The organism is Acidithiobacillus ferrivorans, assembly GCF_016250455.1.
Classification (GTDB): domain Bacteria; phylum Pseudomonadota; class Gammaproteobacteria; order Acidithiobacillales; family Acidithiobacillaceae; genus Acidithiobacillus; species Acidithiobacillus ferrivorans.
In genome coordinates this window covers 2,583,731-2,602,699 of the sequence record NZ_CP059488.1, presented here as the reverse complement: position 1 = coordinate 2,602,699, position 18,969 = coordinate 2,583,731, and the positions used below count along the sequence as shown (strand labels likewise).

20 protein-coding genes are annotated in these 18,969 nt (G+C 56.1%); 12 read left to right on the top strand and 8 right to left on the bottom strand.

Annotated features, from left to right (window positions below):
- Positions 1 to 41: 41 nt before the first annotated feature.
- The 10 genes from rpmB to dcd all read left to right on the top strand — a co-directional run bounded on the left by rpmB (position 42) and on the right by dcd (position 8,317).
- A complete protein-coding gene (rpmB, locus tag H2515_RS12935; protein WP_035192096.1) occupies positions 42 to 278 on the top strand; it encodes a 50S ribosomal protein L28 in 237 nt (78 codons plus the stop codon).
- A 10-nt stretch (positions 279 to 288) separates the two neighbouring features.
- Positions 289 to 444: a 50S ribosomal protein L33 gene (gene rpmG / locus H2515_RS12930; RefSeq protein WP_014028062.1), complete on the top strand. Its 156-nt coding sequence runs from the start codon at positions 289 to 291 to the stop codon at positions 442 to 444.
- Positions 445 to 687: 243 nt separating this feature from the next.
- A complete protein-coding gene (gene hrcA / locus H2515_RS12925; RefSeq protein WP_014028063.1) occupies positions 688 to 1,707 on the top strand; it encodes a heat-inducible transcriptional repressor HrcA in 1,020 nt (339 codons plus the stop codon).
- Positions 1,708 to 1,786: 79 nt separating this feature from the next.
- The gene (locus H2515_RS12920; RefSeq protein WP_035191909.1) at positions 1,787 to 2,305 is read left to right on the top strand and encodes a nucleotide exchange factor GrpE; all 519 of its coding nucleotides are present in this window, start codon (positions 1,787 to 1,789) and stop codon (positions 2,303 to 2,305) included.
- A gap of 45 nt (positions 2,306 to 2,350) precedes the next feature.
- On the top strand, positions 2,351 to 4,255 hold the full coding sequence (dnaK, locus tag H2515_RS12915; RefSeq protein WP_198660320.1) for a molecular chaperone DnaK: 1,905 nt from the start codon (positions 2,351 to 2,353) through the stop codon (positions 4,253 to 4,255).
- Between the two features lie 66 nt (positions 4,256 to 4,321).
- On the top strand, positions 4,322 to 5,455 hold the full coding sequence (dnaJ, locus tag H2515_RS12910; protein WP_014028066.1) for a molecular chaperone DnaJ: 1,134 nt from the start codon (positions 4,322 to 4,324) through the stop codon (positions 5,453 to 5,455).
- Positions 5,455 to 6,285 (top strand): 4-hydroxy-tetrahydrodipicolinate reductase, encoded by an 831-nt coding sequence (gene dapB, locus H2515_RS12905; protein WP_198660319.1) that lies wholly within the window; start codon positions 5,455 to 5,457, stop codon positions 6,283 to 6,285. The genes dnaJ and dapB overlap by 1 nt, the downstream gene beginning before the upstream one ends.
- Before the next feature lie 29 nt (positions 6,286 to 6,314).
- On the top strand, positions 6,315 to 6,629 hold the full coding sequence (locus tag H2515_RS12900; RefSeq protein WP_035191906.1) for an antibiotic biosynthesis monooxygenase family protein: 315 nt from the start codon (positions 6,315 to 6,317) through the stop codon (positions 6,627 to 6,629).
- Positions 6,630 to 6,644: 15 nt separating this feature from the next.
- Entirely contained in the window at positions 6,645 to 7,721 is a 1,077-nt protein-coding gene (gene apbC, locus H2515_RS12895) for an iron-sulfur cluster carrier protein ApbC (RefSeq protein WP_035191905.1), read from the top strand.
- 29 nt (positions 7,722 to 7,750) lie between these two features.
- On the top strand, positions 7,751 to 8,317 hold the full coding sequence (dcd, locus tag H2515_RS12890; protein ID WP_198660318.1) for a dCTP deaminase: 567 nt from the start codon (positions 7,751 to 7,753) through the stop codon (positions 8,315 to 8,317).
- A 7-nt stretch (positions 8,318 to 8,324) separates the two neighbouring features.
- Here dcd and H2515_RS12885 read toward each other — a convergent pair whose 3' ends face one another.
- From H2515_RS12885 to H2515_RS12875, 3 genes are all read right to left on the bottom strand, one after another.
- Complete coding sequence (locus H2515_RS12885) at positions 8,325 to 9,401, bottom strand: oxidoreductase (protein ID WP_198660317.1); 1,077 nt, start codon at positions 9,399 to 9,401, stop codon at positions 8,325 to 8,327.
- Between the two features lie 147 nt (positions 9,402 to 9,548).
- Positions 9,549 to 10,970, bottom strand: a complete 1,422-nt coding sequence (locus H2515_RS12880; RefSeq protein ID WP_198660316.1) for an APC family permease — start codon at positions 10,968 to 10,970, stop codon at positions 9,549 to 9,551.
- Entirely contained in the window at positions 10,967 to 11,074 is a 108-nt protein-coding gene (locus tag H2515_RS12875) for a hypothetical protein (protein WP_197052734.1), read from the bottom strand. The genes H2515_RS12880 and H2515_RS12875 overlap by 4 nt, the downstream gene beginning before the upstream one ends.
- A gap of 910 nt (positions 11,075 to 11,984) precedes the next feature.
- Here H2515_RS12875 and H2515_RS12870 point away from each other — a divergent pair.
- Complete coding sequence (locus H2515_RS12870; protein WP_014029465.1) at positions 11,985 to 12,452, top strand: hypothetical protein; 468 nt, start codon at positions 11,985 to 11,987, stop codon at positions 12,450 to 12,452.
- Positions 12,453 to 12,470: 18 nt separating this feature from the next.
- Here the strand turns inward: H2515_RS12870 and H2515_RS12865 are convergent, their stop codons facing one another.
- The 5 genes from H2515_RS12865 to H2515_RS12850 all read right to left on the bottom strand — a co-directional run bounded on the left by H2515_RS12865 (position 12,471) and on the right by H2515_RS12850 (position 14,963).
- Positions 12,471 to 13,256 carry an MIP/aquaporin family protein gene (locus H2515_RS12865; protein WP_014028074.1) on the bottom strand — a complete coding sequence of 262 codons (786 nt, stop codon included), beginning with the start codon at positions 13,254 to 13,256 and terminating at the stop codon, positions 12,471 to 12,473.
- Positions 13,257 to 13,271: 15 nt separating this feature from the next.
- Complete coding sequence (locus H2515_RS12860) at positions 13,272 to 13,631, bottom strand: hypothetical protein (protein ID WP_014028075.1); 360 nt, start codon at positions 13,629 to 13,631, stop codon at positions 13,272 to 13,274.
- A 78-nt stretch (positions 13,632 to 13,709) separates the two neighbouring features.
- Positions 13,710 to 13,889, bottom strand: coding sequence for a Thivi_2564 family membrane protein (locus tag H2515_RS16400; protein WP_014028076.1), 180 nt, complete (start codon positions 13,887 to 13,889; stop codon positions 13,710 to 13,712).
- Positions 13,890 to 14,259: 370 nt separating this feature from the next.
- Positions 14,260 to 14,616 (bottom strand): DUF3568 family protein, encoded by a 357-nt coding sequence (locus H2515_RS12855; protein ID WP_198660314.1) that lies wholly within the window; start codon positions 14,614 to 14,616, stop codon positions 14,260 to 14,262.
- 32 nt (positions 14,617 to 14,648) lie between these two features.
- Positions 14,649 to 14,963, bottom strand: coding sequence for a lipoprotein (locus H2515_RS12850; RefSeq protein ID WP_014028077.1), 315 nt, complete (start codon positions 14,961 to 14,963; stop codon positions 14,649 to 14,651).
- A 577-nt stretch (positions 14,964 to 15,540) separates the two neighbouring features.
- On the opposite strand from H2515_RS12850, the gene treS reads away from it, so the two are divergent.
- The gene (gene treS, locus H2515_RS12845; protein WP_198660313.1) at positions 15,541 to 18,957 is read left to right on the top strand and encodes a maltose alpha-D-glucosyltransferase; all 3,417 of its coding nucleotides are present in this window, start codon (positions 15,541 to 15,543) and stop codon (positions 18,955 to 18,957) included.
- The last annotated feature ends 12 nt before the right edge of the window (positions 18,958 to 18,969 follow it).

Sequence of the window (18,969 nt, the reverse complement as noted above, 5' to 3'; positions counted from 1 at the left end):
TGTATGGTATAAAGAGCCCCTTTTTTCAGGGAGATTACCAGATGTCCAGAGTATGCAAGGTGACAGGCAAGAAGCCCATGGCGGGGAATAATGTCTCCCACGCCCACAATAAGACCCGCCGTCGTTTCCTGCCTAATTTGCAGTACCACCGTTTCTGGGTGGAGAGCGAAACCCGCTGGGTGCGTATGCGGGTAAGCACGAAGGGTATCCGGACCATTGACAAGAAAGGGATTGACGTCGTTCTGGCTGAGTTGCGCGCCGCCGGCGAAAAGATCTGAGGATTGAATCATGCGTGAAAAAATCAAGCTCGTTTCCACGGCCGGTACCGGTCATTTCTACACCACCACCAAGAACAAGAAGACCAAGCCTGATAAGCTGGAGATGAAGAAATTCGATCCCAAAGTCCGGAAGCACGTGATGTACCGGGAAGACAAGATCAAGTAGCACCCGTATTCGGCTTGCCTCCCGGTGGTCTGCCCTGAATCTTCGGGAGGGGTTGGGCCGTTCCTTTGCTCCGCCATCATTTTTTGCTAAATTACTAGCACTCATGATGGTTGAGTGCCAAGGATGATTTCTCCCGCCATGTTTCCCCCCCTTATCTGCGCTACGCAGCCGCTGTCCTTGCCCGTTGGACAGGGTGAGCCGCTTTGTGTGCGTTGCGCATTTTGGCCGGAGTTGTAGACGGCCATGGATGAACGCGCACGACACCTGCTCAAATCCCTCATCGAACAGCATATCGCCAATGGCGTGCCGGTCGGGAGTCGCCAGTTGGCCCGTGATGCCGGCCTCAACATCAGTCCTGCTACCGTGCGTAATGTCATGGCGGATCTGGAGGATGAGGGCTACCTGATCTCCCCCCACACTTCTGCCGGGCGCATTCCCACCCGTGTCGGTTATCGTTTTTTTGTCGATGCACTGCTGCGGGTGGTACCGCTGTCGGCAGAGTCCCACCGCTTGCTGGTGCATCGTATCGGTTTTCGTGCTCCGGATACGGAGCAGGTCCTGCACGCAGCCACAGGTATTCTCTCTGAATTGACGCGCATGGCGGGCTTTGTGCGGGTGCCACGCCGGGCAACCCGGATTTTGCGGCATGTGGACTTTATCGCACTGCATGAGCGCGAGGTGCTGGCCATCTTCGTCACCGACAAAGGGGATGTGGAGAATCGTCTGATCCGCACGGAGCATCCCTTTGGTGCGGCAGAACTGGCACAGGCAGCCAATTTCTTCAATGCCACCTACGGCGGTCGACCACTGCAGGATGTCATCCACAATTTGCAGCGGGACCTGCAGCAATCCCGTCATGAAATGGACCGCATTCTGCGCAGCGCCATGGCGCTGGGCTTGGAAATGCTGGAGGAAGATCAACAGCGTATGCTCATCGAGGGCGAGTTTCAGTGGCTGGATATGCCGGAGCTGGCGGGCAGTGAACGCTTGCGCGAACTCCTGGCCGCGGTGCGACAGAAGCGCGATCTGGTGCATTTACTGGATGAAAGTATGCGCGGTAGTGAAGTGCGTCTTTTTATCGGCGAAGAGTCGGGCTATGCGCCGCTCAGTGACTGCAGCGTGGTATCGGCGCCCTACAGTGTCGATGGGGAAGTGGTTGGGGTGCTGGGGGTGATCGGACCGATGCGGATGCCCTACCAGCAGATTATTCCGCTGGTCGACGGAACAGCGCAGTTGCTCGGTCGCGCTCTGTCGCAATCCTGATGCTGCCGGGTCTTGAAATACTCTGACCCCTTCCCCATATCGTCTTGGACTCAAACTTTCTTTCAGGGGTTGATTGCGCATGAATGAAGAAGAGAAGCAGGAATTGCCGTCTACTGGAGCAGAATCTGCCAGCGAAACAGTGGTGAACTGGGAAGAGAAAGCGGAAGGCTACCGCAACGATTATCTGCGCGCCTTGGCGGATACCGACAATCTGCGCAAGCGCCATGAAAAGCAGGTGGAAGACGCCCGCAATTATGCCGTGGATCGTTTTGCCCGCGAATTGCTGCCGGTGATTGACAGCCTGGAGCTGGCGCTGGCCAGCCCGGTGGAGGGCGCCGAGAGCATCGCGCAATTGCGGCAGGGCTTGGAAAATACGTTGACACTGTTTGCGCAGGCCTTGGGAAAAGCGGGCATCGCCCCCATAGAAATGGGCGAAGGGCGTTTTGATCCCCACCTGCATCAGGCGATTGCCATGGTGGAAACGGAGGGGGACGCAAACCGGGTTCTGGCGGTGCATCAGAAAGGTTATTTGATGCATGACCGCTTGTTGCGACCATCCATGGTTTCCGTTTCCAAAACACCTAAAGCGGCAGAATAACACAACCCACACCAGACAGGTTTTGCATATTCAGGAGATGATAAAATGGCAAAAGTAATAGGGATCGATTTGGGAACCACCAACTCCTGCGTCGCCGTGATGGAAGGCGATAAGGTCAAGGTGATTGAGAACAGCGAAGGCAAGCGCACCACGCCGTCCATCGTCGCTATCACGGAAGAAGGCGAGGTGCTGGTCGGTGAAGCGGCCAAGCGTCAGGCCGTCACCAATCCGGAAAATACCGTTTATGAGGTCAAGCGTCTGATCGGTCGCAAATTTGACGATGCCGAGGTGCAGAAGGACCTCAAGCATGTGCCCTACAAAGTCATCAAGGCCGACAACGGCGATGCCTGGGTGGAAGTGCGCGATAAGAAGTACTCCGCGCAGCAGATTTCTGCCTTCATCCTGCAGAAGATGAAGAAGACGGCTGAAGATTATCTTGGCGAAAAGGTCAGCGAAGCGGTCATCACCGTGCCCGCCTACTTCAACGATGCGCAGCGGCAGGCGACCAAAGATGCTGGCCGTATCGCCGGTCTGGAGGTCAAACGCATTATTAATGAGCCGACCGCAGCAGCGCTGGCTTTCGGCGAGGACAAAAAGCCCGGTGACAGCAAAATTTCGGTGTATGATCTGGGTGGTGGCACCTTCGATATCTCCATTATCGAGATTGCCGAAATGGAGGGTGAGCATCAGTTTGAAGTGCTCTCCACCAACGGTGACACCTTCCTCGGCGGCGGCGACTTTGATAACCGGATCATTAATTACTTGGCCGATTCCTTCAAGGCGGAATCGGGTATTGATCTGCGCGGTGATCGTCTGGCCATGCAGCGTCTGAAGGAAGCGGCCGAGAAGGCGAAAATCGAACTGTCTTCCGCACAGCAGACCGACGTCAACCTGCCCTTTATCACCGCAGACCAGAGCGGGCCGAAGCATCTGAACATGAAGCTGACCCGCGCCAAGCTGGAGTCGCTGGTAGAAGATATCATCGACCGTAGCATGGCGCCGTGCCGAGTGGCTATGAAGGACGCCAACCTGGCGACGAATCAGATCACCGACGTGATTCTGGTGGGTGGTCAGAGCCGGATGCCCAAAGTGCAGGAGAAGGTCAAAGCCTTTTTCGGCCAGGATCCGCGTAAGGATGTGAATCCGGATGAGGCGGTGGCTATCGGTGCAGCCATTCAGGGCGCCGTATTGTCCGGTGACAAGAAAGACGTGTTGCTGATGGACGTAACACCGTTGTCTCTTGGTATTGAGACCTTGGGTGGCGTGATGACCAAACTGATCGAGAAGAACACGACCATCCCGACCCGCAAGTCGCAGATTTTTTCGACGGCGGAAGACAACCAGTCGGCGGTGACGGTGCATGTGTTGCAGGGTGAGCGTGAATTGGCGCGGGATAATAAGTCGCTGGCGCGTTTTGATTTGGCCGACATTGCCAACGCACCACGCGGCATGCCCCAGATTGAGGTGACCTTCGACATCGATGCCAATGGTATTCTCCATGTATCGGCCAAGGACAACCAGACCGGCAAAGAGCAGTCCATTAAAATCACCGCAGGCTCCGGTCTGTCCGAGGAAGAAATCAAGCGGATGATTCAGGAGGCTGAGGCCCATGCGGCGGATGACAAGAAGGCGCGTGCGTTGATTGAAGCACGCAACGAGGCCGACGCCAGCATGCACGGTGCGCGTAAGGCGGTGGAGGAACATGCCACGGCCCCTGAGCACGACAAGGCCAAGGTGACCGAAGCCACTGCGGCGGTGGAAGAAGCGGCTAAGGGGGAGGATGTGGAAGTCATTAAGGGCGCGGTAGCCACCCTGATGGCTGCCATGTCGGCTTTGTTGCAGAGTGCCGCCGCCAGTCAGGCGCAGGCGGAACCCGGTGCTGGTGCACCGGGCCACGGCAAGCCGGACGACGTGGTGGATGCCGAGTTCGAAGAAGTCGACAAAAAGTAAAATCACTATCGGTCGCGAGGGGGCAGGGTCTGTTATCCTGTCCCTTTGCCCGTTTCAGGAAAGAAGATGGCTACACGGGATTACTACGAAGTACTGGAAATTACCCGCAGCGCAGATGACGGCGAGATCAAGAAATCTTACCGGCGCCTGGCGATGCGTTATCACCCGGACCGTAATCCGGATGATGCAAGTGCTGAGGACCGCTTCAAGGAAATCAGCGCGGCCTATGAAGTGCTCTCCGATCCGGAGAAACGGCAGGCTTACGACCGTTTTGGTCATGCCGGAGTAAATGGCGGCGGCGGTCGACCGGGTGCTGGCTTTGGCGGTTTCAGCGGTGGTGCTGGTTTCGGCGATGTCTTCAGCGATATCTTCGAGCAGGCCTTTGGCGGTGGAGCGCGCGGCCAGGATTCGGGACGGGGTGCTGATCTACGCTATGAACTCGAATTGACACTGGAAGAAGCCGCACTGGGTAAAGAAGTTACCATTCAGATTCCCAGTTCGGCGACTTGCGAAGTGTGTCATGGTAGCGGTGCCAAGCCGGGCAGTGGCGTTGAAGATTGCAAGACCTGTGGGGGGCGTGGGCAGGTGCGGATGGTGCAGGGTTTCTTCTCCGTCACGCGCCCCTGTCCGCAGTGTAATGGCAGCGGCAAGACCATCAAAGATCCATGCACGAACTGTCATGGTCATGGCCGGGTGCGCAAAAATCGGGATTTGCAGGTGAAGGTGCCTGCCGGAGTGGATACGGGAGATCGTATTCGTCTGAGTGGCGAAGGCGAAGCGGGTGAACGGGGGGCAGCGCCGGGAGATCTGTATATTCAGGTGCGGGTCCTGCCGCATACGCTTTTTGTACGGGATGGCGATGATTTGCACTGCGCGGTACCCGTCAAATTTACGACTATGGCTATGGGCGGTGAGCTGGAAGTGCCGACGCTGACCGGTCGCGCCAAGGTGCAAATTGCTCCGGGTACGCAGTCGGGTGCGGTATTCCGCCTGCGTGGTAAAGGCATCAAGGGGGTGCGCAGCAAGCTCAATGGCGATCTGCACTGCCAGATCCAGGTGGAGGTGCCAGTGCACCTCTCCCCCCGGCAAAAAGAATTGCTGGAGGAGTTCGCCCAGGAAGGCGGCGATAACGCCCAGCATCCCCAGCAGGAAAGCTGGTGGAATAAGGCCAAAGACTTCTTTGACCGGATGGGTCTTTAATGGCGGAAGCGTGGCGCGTTGGCGTTACGGCGGTGGCGGGCCGTATGGGGCGGGCTTTGGTACAGGCCATTGTCGCTCATCCTGAGTTGCAATTGGCGGCAGCCGTAGGGCGCAGCGGGGCTGCCTATCTGGGTGAAGACGCTGGCCGTCTGGCGGGGGTTCAGGCCTTGGGTCTGCCGGTCGGTGCTGATCTCGCAACTGCCCTGCCTGCTCTGGATGTGGTGATTGAATTCGGTCCGGCAGAGGCCGCTCTGGCGCATGTGGCGGCCTGCGTGGCGGCAGCGAAACCGGTCGTGGTGGGTACGACGGGATTTTCCGTGACCCAGCGCGCGCAACTGGCAAGCGCCAGCCAATATATTCCATTGGTGCTCGCCCCTAATATGAGCGTCGGCGTCAACGTGTTACTGGCCTTTTTGCCCGCCATCACCGCAGCCCTCGGTGCGGAATATGATGTGGAGATTGTGGAAGCCCATCATCGTCACAAGATGGATGCACCTTCAGGTACTGCCCTGGCCCTGGGACGGGCGGTGGCGGCGGGCCGCGGCCAGCGCCTGGATGATATCCAGTGTCTGGATCGCAATGGCATTGCCGGCCCCCGGGTGGCCGGTAGTATCGGCTTTGCGACGCTGCGCGGTGCGGACGTGGTCGGTGACCATACGGTATGGATGGCGGGGGCCGGAGAGCGTCTGGAACTGACCCACCGCGCGGCCAGTCGGCTGAATTTTGCCGAGGGCGCCTTGCGTGCCGCCAGTTGGCTGCGGGGCAGGGCACCGGGCCTGTATGATATGCAGGATGTTCTTGGTCTGAAGGATTTGGCTGCCCTACAATGAATACCATCTGATATACGAGGAGCATCATCATGCAATATGTCGTAGCTAACCGGGTTCCCGTCAAGGCGGAGTATCGTGCAGAGTTTGAGGAGCGTTTTCGGCGCCGGGCGGGCGAGGTGGATAAGCAGCCGGGCTTCGTGCGTATGGAAATCCTGCGTCCGGTAAACGATGACGGTTTGTATGTGGTGCTAACGCACTGGGCCGATCAGGCGGCCTTTGAGGCGTGGATGAAAAGTGCCGACTTTAAGACCGCGCATACCAATCCATTGCCCAAAGAAGCTTTTGGCGAGGGCGGTGGTATAGAGCGTCACGAGGTGATTATCAGTTCTGAAGTGTCGCGCTGAGAACGGGGGGATGTCATGACAGGATTGACGCGGGAACAGGTCGAGCAGTCGTTGCGCGCGGTGCAGGACCCCTATCTGGGGAAAGATCTGGCGGCTGCGGGTGTCCTCAAGAGCGTTGATGGCGTTGCCGTCAAACTGGAATTGCCTTACCCCAGTCTGGGGGTGGCCATCAGTTTGAGCGAGGAGGTGGCCCGGCAAATCCAGAATGATCATGGCATCAGCGCGCAGGTCACCGTCGGGCACCGTATCCTCTCACATCAGGTGCAGCGCGGCGTCAAGCTGATGGAGGGCATCAAAAACATCATTGCCGTTGCCTCCGGCAAGGGTGGGGTCGGTAAATCCACCACGGCCGTCAATCTGGCGCTGGCGCTGGCCAAAGAAGGCGCCGCGGTAGGTATACTCGACGCCGACATCTACGGACCAAGCCAGCCGCGCATGCTGGGCATCTCCGGCAAGCCGACCAGTAAAGATGGCAAGAAAATGGAGCCCATGGAAGGGCATGGCATCAAGGCAATGTCCATCGGTTTCCTCATCGACGAGGAAACGCCCATGGTCTGGCGCGGACCTATGGTCATGCAGGCGCTGGAGCAGTTGCTCTCGGATACCCGCTGGGGCGAGTTGGATTATCTGGTGGTGGATCTGCCGCCGGGTACTGGCGATACCCAGCTCACCCTGGCGCAGAAGGTACCGGTCTCCGGCGCGGTGATCGTCACGACGCCGCAGGATATTGCTTTGCTGGACGCCCGTAAGGGTTTGAAGATGTTTGAGAAAGTGGGTGTTCCTATTCTCGGCGTGATTGAAAACATGAGTTTTTATATCTGCCCGAAATGCGGCAATGAGGACGATATTTTCGGACACGGCGGCGGTGCGGCCATGGCCGAGCAGGATGGGGTGGAATTTTTGGGCGCGATACCACTGGATCGCAGCATTCGCAACGAAGCCGATAACGGCGCACCGACGGTGGTGGCGCAGCCGGATTCCCGTCTCGCCAAAATTTACCTGGAACTGGCGCGGCATGTGGCCGGACGGGTGGCGATTCAGGCGGTCGATCACAGCCACAAGTTCCCCAACATCGTCGTCCAGAACCGCTGATTCGCAGCCGCTTACAGGAAGTCTCCACCATGAGCATCAAATCCGATCGCTGGATCCGCCGCATGGCGGAACAACACGGGATGATCGAGCCCTTTTCACCGCGCCAAGTGCGGCACATCGAGGGAAACCCCATTATCTCCTACGGGTTATCTTCCTATGGTTACGATATCCGTTGCGCCGGGGAGTTTAAAGTCTTCACCAATGTCCGTAGCGTGATTGTCGATCCGAAGAATTTCAGCGCAGATTCTTTTGTCGATTTTACCGGGGATACCTGCATTATCCCGCCAAATTCTTTCGCCTTGGCGCGCACGCTGGAATACTTCCGTATCCCGCGTAATGTGCTGACCATTTGTCTGGGTAAATCCACCTATGCCCGTTGCGGCATCATCGTCAATGTCACGCCTTTCGAGCCGGAGTGGGAGGGCTATGTGACCCTGGAGTTCTCCAACACGACGCCCTTACCCGCGAAAATCTATGCGAATGAGGGGGTGGCGCAGGTGTTATTTTTAGAGTCAGACGAGGTTTGCGAAGTATCTTATGCCGACCGCGGCGGCAAGTATCAGGGCCAGAGTGGTGTAACCCTACCGAAGGCTTAACAGCGGCTCAGGGCAAAGGCTCTTTGGTGTAGGCAATATTGGCCTGCTCGGAAGAGTAAAGATCCATCGGTTTGTTGGCGCGCAGGTCATTTACCCAGTGGGGATTGAGCAACAGGGATTTGCCCGAGAGGATCATGTCGGCATCCGCCAGCGCTGCCTCGGCGGTGGCGAGATCATGAATGCCGCCGCAGATCAGCAACGGCTTCCGGGTGGCGCTGCGGGTTAATTGTGCCATATTTTTGCCGGTCCCGAAGGCCTCGTCGCTAAAGCGATAGGTGGAGACCGAAATGGCGTCGATGGGGAGTTGATCCAGGAATCGAATTACCTGTGTCCATTCGTCGGCATCGGCGAACAGGGAAACTTCCATATCCGCAACACCCCAGTTGGATATCCGGAAAAAGAGCAGTTTGTCAGCAGGCACATGCGGACGCACGGCCTCTACGATTTCACGGGCAAAGCGGAAGCGGTTTTCGACGCTGCCACCATACTTATCTGCACGCTGATTGCTGTAGGCCGACAGAAACTCATTGATCAGGTAACCGTGTGCGCCGTGAATTTCTATGCCATCGAATCCAGCCGCAATGCCCCCTTTAACCGTTTCGACGAAACCCTGAATGACATGCGCAATGTCAAAGGACGACATCACGTCCGGCATGGGGTAAGGCGCGCTGGTCAGCGGGTTGTTTTGTTTGGGGATCAATGCACTGGGTGCGATAGTGCGTTCGGCGGGATTAACCTCATTCCAAGCTATTCTGCCACAATGAAAGATTTGCAGCACCGATATGCTGCCCGCAGCACGGATTTTTGCGTTGACCTGCGCCCATATATCAATTTGCCGCTGCGTGGTTAAGCGCGCCTGGCCAGGATAGCCCTGGGCGCTCTCATAATCGCTGACGATGGCTTCTGTGGTGATGAGCGCGACATCGTTTTCGGCGCGGCGGATCAGGAAATCCAATACATCCTGACGGGGAATGCTGTCCTTTTCCGAGGACATGCGGGTCATCGGCGCCAGCCCGATGCGGTTTTTCAGGGTGTGGCTGGCCATTTTGAGAGGGGTAAAAAGATCTTTGCTGGTTGGCGACATCTGCGTACTCCTTAACGTGTTGCCAGTAGCCCAATGCGGGCGGGCAGGACGGTTGTGCGAGCAAGATACCATGTGGTCGGTATGTTGCCTAGCGGGCGCCAGGAGACTCCCCAGATTTCGGGATGGGTAAACCCGGCGCGTTCAGGTTTATGGTTCATCCACGGCCACAAGGATATGGCGCAAACGCTCCGGCTGAAACACCGCCCAATAAAGTCCCCAGAAAAAAATAACCATCACCAGCGCGACAAAAAGCAGGGTGGCTGCGCCTTCTCCGCCGGTGGGCAAGGGCCAGAGGCTGACCGCCATCACTTTAATCAGAAGCGGCAGGCTAATACCGGCGATGATCAGGCTGAGCCAGCGCCGGGCATGGCGCTGGCGGAATAAAAACCAGGGCGTGGCGATGTTGGCCAACCCATAAATCAGCAAAAAGGCCAGCCCGGTAAAGGTACCGAAGGTGCCGACCACCGATAATATGGGAATTCTCCACAAGGCGACCACCGCCACACTCAGGAGCACGATGATGGCGAGCACCCGCAACGCCCGCGCCGGAGTGCCGTAACGTGGGTCCCGGTGATGGAAGAAACGCGGGATGACCCCGTGCCCGGCCATGCTGTAGAGGATCCGCGAGATACTGTTTAGGGTGGCAATAGTGGCGGAAAATGCCGCCGTCGCCATGGCGAGATCGGAGAAAATACCCAGCCAGGGATGCCCACTGGCTTTGGCGATGGCATTGAGCGGAGCGGTGCTGTTGCCCAGAGAGGCGGGGATCTGGGCAAAAGCCAGCACCTCAATATAAGCCATGGCGACAAAAAATCCACCGACCATCAGCACGGAAAGCACCATGACGCGCGGGATGGCGGTGCGCGCCGCGCTGGTTTCACCGGCCAGATTCCCTGCGGTTTCAAAGCCGCCATAAGCCAGCAACGAGAGAATCAACGCCTGCGCGAGCGGTGCTGTGTGTAAGCGCTGGAAATCCCATTGGGCCGGATCAAGCCAGCCAAAATGCCAGAGTGTCACCGCCGCAATCAACACAATGCAGAGGATGGAGAAAATCTCTACCCAAAGCCCCCAGCGCGCGGAAATTTCGATGCCGCGCAGCGCCAGCCGCCACGCCACCAGCAGATAGAGCACCGCAATCCCCGCAATCCAGCCCATCCCGGAAACCGGTGCAAAAAACTGCAAAGCCTGCTCGACAAAAAGCCCGCCGAGCAGAGGTGCTGCCGCCAAAGCGCCAAAATATCCGGCCATCATGGTGAAGCCCGCGATCATGCCGGAAATCGGATGCAGGGCCTTGCTCAGATAAAAGAACAGCGAGCCGGGGGAGGGGAAATGTCTGGCCAGAATGCCCACCTGCACGGCCACCAGGGTCATCAGAACGCCGATGAGGGCATAGGCCAGCCAGGTAAAAGCGCCGCTGTGCACAGCAACCAGAGAAATTGTGACGGCCGGCATGGCCGATGGCGTGATATTGGCGACCGCATGGCCCCATAATTCGCTGTTGCTGACTTTAAGGCGAACGCCCCCATTGCTGCCCAGTCCACCTTCGGTGCTGGTCCAGCGAAACCTCATGCCGCCCAGATCGCCGACAGCAACTCCGCTTGGGGCAGCACGGTTTTGCTCGCCTCTTCCTGAAAATCCGGCGGGAAGCCATGCTTTTTAAAGATACGCTTCACCGTCCTGATTCATCACCTCGCCAGCAAGGATGCGGTGCAACTCGAAAATGAGTAAAGCGCAAGTCAAGTCATGAGTCAATCTATCGCCTCCAAGGGCAAGCCCGGAAGTTATCCTTCGTAATGTAGGGCGAAACTACCAGTTCCTCACGCAGTAACGTGCGTAAGGAACGACGCGGCTGGCTGGCTGGCATAGATATGGTCCATCTGCAGGAAATGCACTATGATCCTGTCTGATATTCCTTTGCAATCGTCGGTATGAGTATCAATGACGGCCTGGGAAGCGTCTTCGCATGAAGATGGCGGTAAAAGCCTGATTACGGTCATTACAGCACGGCGCGCCCTCAAAAACAAAAAATGAGCTTCATCTTTCCGTAATCCTTTAAACCACCTATGCTCGGTCGGAGGTGCTAGACTGTGCACATGGTAAACACTCGATATGGGCGAGGTTGCCACCATGAAACTTCATGTTGAATACGAGATGGAAGAGGATGGCCGCTGGATAGCAGAGACACCAGAAATGCCCGCTTCCCCAACTACTATCGAGACGATGGAAAGTGCCCCGGCATGAGCCAATGGTCGTCTTTGAGGATGTGGCTTGTTTGGCCGCACTCATTAATGATTGTTGGCGCGAGCACAATGTCGATATCTGTCTGGAATAAAAATCACCGTAGCAAGCAGATGGAAATTTGACCCGCAGAGATGAAATACCCATAGTAATGTTTTGACGCGCTTGTTTTTTGATATTTTTTACGGGGAACGACTTGTTATTAGTGGACTTTTTCGCATTTAGCTTGGTGCGGCAAGGCGACGTTAGCTATCTGCACCAGTCTGCGCTAATCCACCAGCTTTATCTGGCGTTAATTCAGTGCATGCCAGATGCAGTCTAGACTCCACAGTGAGGGACCAGAAATTGAAAACAATATTTGAGAAGCTTATTGCCATCAGCTTTATTGTTACAGCCTGTTTGCTTTTTCTGTCAGCCTGGTCGCTGATGGTCTGGTCGATATGGAAATTATTGATTGCTTTAATCTATAGCGGATCCATATCAGAAGGGCTTCTGAACATGATCAGCGTGGTGGTGATCGCGATGGCAGTCATTGAAGTCGGCCGTTACATCATCGAAGAAGAGATCTATCTGTCAAGAACGCAGGATCCACTGAGTCAGAAAGAAATCACGGGAGGCGTAGTGAAAATATTTGTAATCATTATTATTTCTGTAGGACTTGAGGGGCTGGTTTACCTATTTAAGGCGGGGTTAAAAAACATTTCATTATTACCCTACCCGGCCATCATTATTTTTGCATCCGTTCTTGCCTTGGTTGGACTCGGCATATATCAGAAGCTGACCAAGACCGACCCTCGGTCAACAGCTCCGTAGGGTGGAACCGCCTCAGTATTAGTCGAGGCTTCCCTCCGCAGCGATTGTTCCAGCGGCGGTGGGTTTGCCTTTGAGTATCCATTCGAATCCCACGGCAATCATCGCACCGATAATTGGGCCGACGATGTAAATCCAGCATGTACGCAAGTCACCGCGTATCAGATCGGGCGCAAAAGACCGGACTGGATTCATCGAAGCGCCACTGATTGGTGCCGCCCAAAGCCCAGCCAGTGCGATGTAACCGCCAATGGCGAGCGCCGCGTTGGAGCCAATATTGCGCGCCCCTGAGGCCGTGCCGAGTATGGTGCTGACCAAGCCGGTAGTTAACAATACTTCCATGACAAGTGCCTTGAAATCGCTGATCCCTTTTCCAGGAACAGTGGCTCCCAATAGGCCGACTGTGCCGAACATCGCCCTTAAGAAAAGGGCCGCGGCGATGCCCCCGACGAACTGGGAAAAGATATAGCCAGGAACCCGTTTCCATGGGAAATTACGGCGCACCGCAAATGCAAGTGTGACCGCCGGATTCAGGTGCGCACCGCCGACGGCACCCATGAAATAGATGATGGCCATGACCATCAAGCCGGGTGCGACGACCATCATGCTCAGTGATATTGCGCCATGACTCCAGGCGCCAACAACGACAGAGCCGGCCGCAACAACCACGAGAAGAAATGTACCCCAAGCCTCCGAAAACAGACGCCGCCACTCGTGCGATGGCTCTAGAAAATCAGGCGGTACAGGGGCATGCAGCATGCGCCGTTCGGGTAGAGATACAACGTGCTGACGAGGCTCATTGGTCATCGTTTCCACCTCGACTCAAATAATTTTGCAGGGAATCATGGCATCCTCATCAAATTTATAAACGGCACAGAGTCTATGATAGCCATCTGCAATGATTAATTTGCCATTGATCTTGTTTCTATAAAGCAACAGAGGGGATAATTTTTCGCCGCGAATAATCTGCGCCGTATCTTGCTCGACATGGCTATTGCTAACCCCCAGCAGAGATAGTTCAGAGGCTCTGAAAATATCTTTGGCTGCAAATTCGGTTATATCGGCTTGTTTCAATTCGTCTACAATGGACTCCGCTTCGCCTTGACTCATCGTCAAGCTTAAATAGGAGGTGGCAGCCGGGTAATCATGTTTTTGCGGCTTATCAAACCATTTTATTTTCATAGGTCTTCCTTAATGTTTACAGCAGGCGACTTTGACGGACCCTGCACATAACAATGCCACAGTGGCACCTCCCAGGTCTTACCTAGATGGAAGAGTGAAAATCCCAAAGAAACTTAGCAGCCATAAAACCACAACAATGACTACGACCGCATTCAGTATGGACTTGATAGAAGACGCCATAGGTATAAAGTTATTGACGAGCCAGAGAAGTACGCCAACCACTATCAGGACCAGCACCACGTGAATTAAGGGTGTCATCATAGATCTCCGTGTTTATAATACAACAATGATTGGCTTTATCTTTAAACACCACGTACCAATCGTATTGGTCATATCCATCCCTTTAGAATGATTCATAATGCCAAGATCTCCGATTTTTCAATCATTAAAAATGAAACCATCACCAATGAGGAGGACCTTATATTCGGCCCACATGAATACGCTTGTTCTCGATCGTGCCAGCCTTCATGTCTTTGTGCGCATTCAGACTGCGCGTAGGTCCTGGCAGGCGGACAAAATCACAGACAATTTACATAGGCAGTTAAGCCACCTGCCAGAAAAATATAACTACCCTTTTAACCGTGAATGGCCGGTGGTGTAACAGTTGCCTGGACGCCTAGTTGGCGGCTTAACAATCTGAAAAACCGCTGGGAAAGTGTTTGTTTCCCATCAAACCGACACCCATATTAACTTTGGTGACCTTGGCGCTAGGCGACTCCAATTTAACGCCCACCCTCGTCCCATCCATGGTTTTCCCATAAATGGCCTTTTCATTCGTCTTCTTTTGAATACTACCAGTATAACTAATGTGCATTTCACCTGATACCGTACGAGAAGCAGCGCTAGCCTGCTCAAGGCTCACTGGGTAATAGGCTTGGTATTCGGCCAATCCTCCGCTTTCTACGTAAGTAGCCCCTCCGACACCAGCACCGGCACCCAGCAAAGCCACACAACCACAAGGCCTGCGCACAAAAGATGGTGCCATCCGTTTAACCGAATCTATTCACTTAGTATGGATTATGGATTTTCACTATTATTGGCATTAGCTGCACGCATCGCTTGGTTGGCTGTTTGTTGCGCAGAATTAGCCGTTTGTTGTGCGGTATCTGCCCGCTTGATGGCTTCATATTGCGTGTCTTGCACAGTGTTGGCCTTCGTGAGCGCTTCGTTAGCAGTGTCTTGAGCCGCCTTGGCCATTGTTTGAGCCGCATCAACCTTGGCATTCATCTGCGATAGGTCTGGCTCGCTTGCACAGCCGGCGAGTCCCATGGGTATAATCATCATGCTGATCGTGAGTAGTGTCCTAAAACGGCTATTCGTTTTCTCATACATGGCATTTCTCCTCTTTCTTGATAAATAACCACAACCAAGTCGGTCTGTCGCAGAATAAATCACCACGGCAATAAGAACGCGTTAGTGGCGATTAAAATCGCAATGCAATATACCCGCCCCTTTTCAGATTCACGGTGGCTCAACGATGTACATCTACGATGTCATCGCACCCCGATAGCCATCAAACCCTAACACTCCACCTTAGAGGGTAGTACATTTAAAAAAAAACGCCAGTTGGATGGACTAGCGCAAGGAACGCAGCGGCTGATGACCTTGCCTTCCTTGCTCTTGATCCCTTCCAGATTGGTAACGGCCCTTTGGACCCGTAGCCCTATGGCCTGCGCTGTGGCTTAATGGAATTCGGCGATCCGTTCCGAAATGGCCGCTGGGAGCAATGGTTTGGAGAAGAGGGCGCCGTGGGTGTGACACAGCGGACATTCTGTTTCATGAGCGCAGTCCATTGAGCATTCAGCGGGGGGCACGTCTGTGCCTCCAATCGTCGTTTTTGCATAATCAACGGCATTGAACTATAGGTTTTACAGAGGTTGCTGCGCGACGAAAGAGCGAGGGGAAGGTTTTGACAGCAGAAAAAACGGAGGCGGGGACCGCGCCGGACACGGCAGCGGTAGCTTCTGCTGGCGGGGATACCCTCTGGTACAAAGATGCTATCCTCTACGAACTGCACGTCCGCACCTTCCAGGATAGCAACGGCGACGGCATCGGCGACTTCCCTGGCCTTACCAGCAGGCTGGATTATCTCCAGGATCTGGGGGTGAACACTCTTTGGCTCTTACCCTTCTATCCTTCTCCCCTGCGCGATGACGGCTATGATATCTCGGACTATCGGGGCATTCACCCCGACTATGGTACGCTGGACGATTTTCGTCATTTCCTCCATGAGGCGCATCGCCGGGGCCTGAAGGTCATCACCGAACTGGTCATCAACCACAGCTCTGATCAGCATCCGTGGTTCCAGGCGGCGCGACGCGCTCCGCCCGGCTCGGCCAAGCGCAATTATTATGTGTGGAGCGATACGGACAAAAAATTCCCGGAAACACGTATTATTTTCTCCGATTCCGAGCGCTCCAACTGGGCCTGGGACGACGTCGCCAAAGCCTATTACTGGCATCGTTTCTTCTCCCATCAGCCGGATCTGAACCACAATAATCCACAGGTAGTCAAGGCCATGATTCGGGTACTACGCTACTGGCTGGACATGGGTGTGGATGGTCTGCGTCTGGATGCCATTCCTTATCTCTGCGTGCGCGCCGACACCGACAATGAAAATCTGCCCGAGACCCATGCCGTCATCCGGCAATTCCGCTCTGCCGTCGATGTCCACTACCGCGACCGTGTCCTCCTGGCGGAGGCTAACCAGTGGCCGGAAGATGTACGCGAATACTTCGGGCAGGGTGATGAGTGCCAGATGGCCTACCACTTTCCCTTGATGCCCCGCGTCTATATGTCTTTGGCGCTGGAAGACCGCCATCCCATCACGGATATCCTGCGCCAGACGCCGGATATCCCCGAGAACTGCCAGTGGGCCATCTTCCTGCGCAATCACGACGAACTGACTCTGGAAATGGTGACCCGGCAGGAACGGGATTATCTGTACCGGGAGTATGCCGCAGACCCACGCATGCGCCTGAATCTGGGTATTCGCCGACGCCTGGCGCCCTTGCTCGGCAATGACCGACAGAAGATCAAACTCCTGACCTGGTTGCTCATGAGCATGCCCGGTTCGCCCATCGTCTACTATGGCGACGAAATCGGCATGGGCGACAATATCTATCTGGGCGACCGCAACGGCGTGCGTACCCCCATGCAGTGGAGCCCGGACTACAACGGTGGCTTTTCCCGCGCTGACCCTGAGCAGCTCTATCTGCCACTCCTCATGGATCCGGTCTATGGCTACCAAGCCGTTAACGTGGAGTCCCAAAGTCGCAATGCCTCGTCTCTGCTCCACTGGACCCGCAAAGTCATCGCCGTGCGCAAGGAACACCCGGTCTTCGGTCGTGGGAATATCCGCTTCCTGCGCCCGGGCAACCGTAAGATGCTGGCCTATTTACGGGAGTACGCAGGAGTATCCGTCCTTTGCGTGGCCAATCTCGCGCGCACGGCGCAGGCGGTGGAACTGGGGCTGGAGGCATACGCTGGCCGTACCCCGGTGGAACTTATGGGGAAAAGTGCCTTCCCGCCCATCGGACAGCTACCCTATCTCCTGACCCTCCCGGCCTACGCTTTCCTGGCCTTCGCCCTCGCCGAAGACACCACTCCACCGGCCTGGCACGAAGAACGCCTAGCGCGTCCGGAGCTGCCTGCCCTCGTCCTGCTGGAGGGGTGGCGCACTTTCCTCTCCCTGGATGGAGAGGCCAGCGATATCCGTCGCGTCCTCGCCGCACGCACCCGCCGACAGCTGCAAGAGGAAGTTCTCACACCCTATCTGAGGGGTAAACACTGGGCAGCGGACGACCGGGAGACCGTCCCTACGGTCGTCGTCGAGATCGAGGATGAATGGCGCCCCCCGGGCGGCCAGCAGGGCTGGCTCTGGATGATCATCCAGATTCCCGGCACGGATGGCGAAAACAGGCACTACTCACTCCCTCTCGCCATCGCCTGGGAAGACGAGCAGGAGAATCTCATGGATACCTTTCATACCTGGATTCTCGCCCGGGTCCGGCAACGGGAGCGACTGGGTGTTCTGCTGGATGCCTTTGGTGACGATGCCTTTTGCCGCACCTTGGTTCGCAGCATGGACACCGGCGGCGAGCACCCCTTCGCCGACGGTGTCCTGGCCTTTGAGAAAAGTGCTGCCTGGGATTTCAGCGAAAGTGATTTGAATATACTGCAGCGCCCCAGCCTGGAGCAACGGCACAACAATATCCTTTTTGGAGAGCGGCTCTATCTCAAAGGCTATCGTCATCTTCAGGCAGGAGGTGATCCGGAGTTCGAAGTGGGCGTATTTCTCACGGAGGTCTCCCCTTATACCCATATGGCACCCGTTCTCGGTCGGGTGGAGTTTCGTCCGGCGCAGGGCGACGCCCTCGCTCTGGCTCTCCTGCGCCGCTATATAGAAAATCAGGGCGATGCCTGGACTTTCAGCGTGGAATATCTGGAACGTACACTGACCGAGCGCATGACGGCGGCGGTACCCGGCGCGGATGCCTCCCCACAAAGGGAGAATGATCATGGTCTTTACCGACTGCGCATGGCCACCCTTGGCCGTCGTGTCGCCGAGCTGCACCGCGCCCTGGAACAGCCCGGCGGCGATCAGGCCTTCGATCCCGAACCCTTCACCGCCGAAGACCTGGCACAGTGGGTGGACCACACGGCCCAGGCTGCGGAAAAAGCCGCTGCCGCCCTGGAGGAGGCCTTGCCCGGCTTACCCGAGGGCCTGCGCCAAAACGCGCAAGACTGGCTCGCGGCGCAGGCACGGATTTCCGAACGCCTGGCAACTTGGCGCCATTTGCCCTTGCCCGCCACGCTCACCCGTATCCGCTGCCCCGGTCACCTGGGCCTCGCCCAGGCTTTACTGGTTGATGAAGATTTTATCCTCATCAATCTTGGTGGTGATCCGCGTTCGTCGCCCGTACAAAGACGCCACAAACAGTCCCCGCTGCTGGATCTGGCCGCCATGCGACTCTCGCTGATGGCGGCTGCCCTGGCCGCCCTGCGCCGTCTTTCGGCGCGCGCGGGAGATGATCTGCCCCAACTCCGGGAATGGGCCCGGACCTGGGCAAAACAAAGTCTGGATGCCTTCGCACACGCCTATGACGAGATAGCGACGGGTGCTGCCTTTTATCCGGCGGACCCCTCTCTCCGGGAAAATCTCCTGGAACTGGCGCTCTGGGAGCGTCTCCTGGGCGATATTCCGGAGCTTCTGGAGCCGCTACAGGAAGATATCCTGGGCGGTTCACTGCGGATTCTTTTGGCCGGTATGGAAACCGCGTCGGAACAAACACCCGACGCCGCCATTTGGGCAGGTTTGACGTAAAAGGAGCATAAA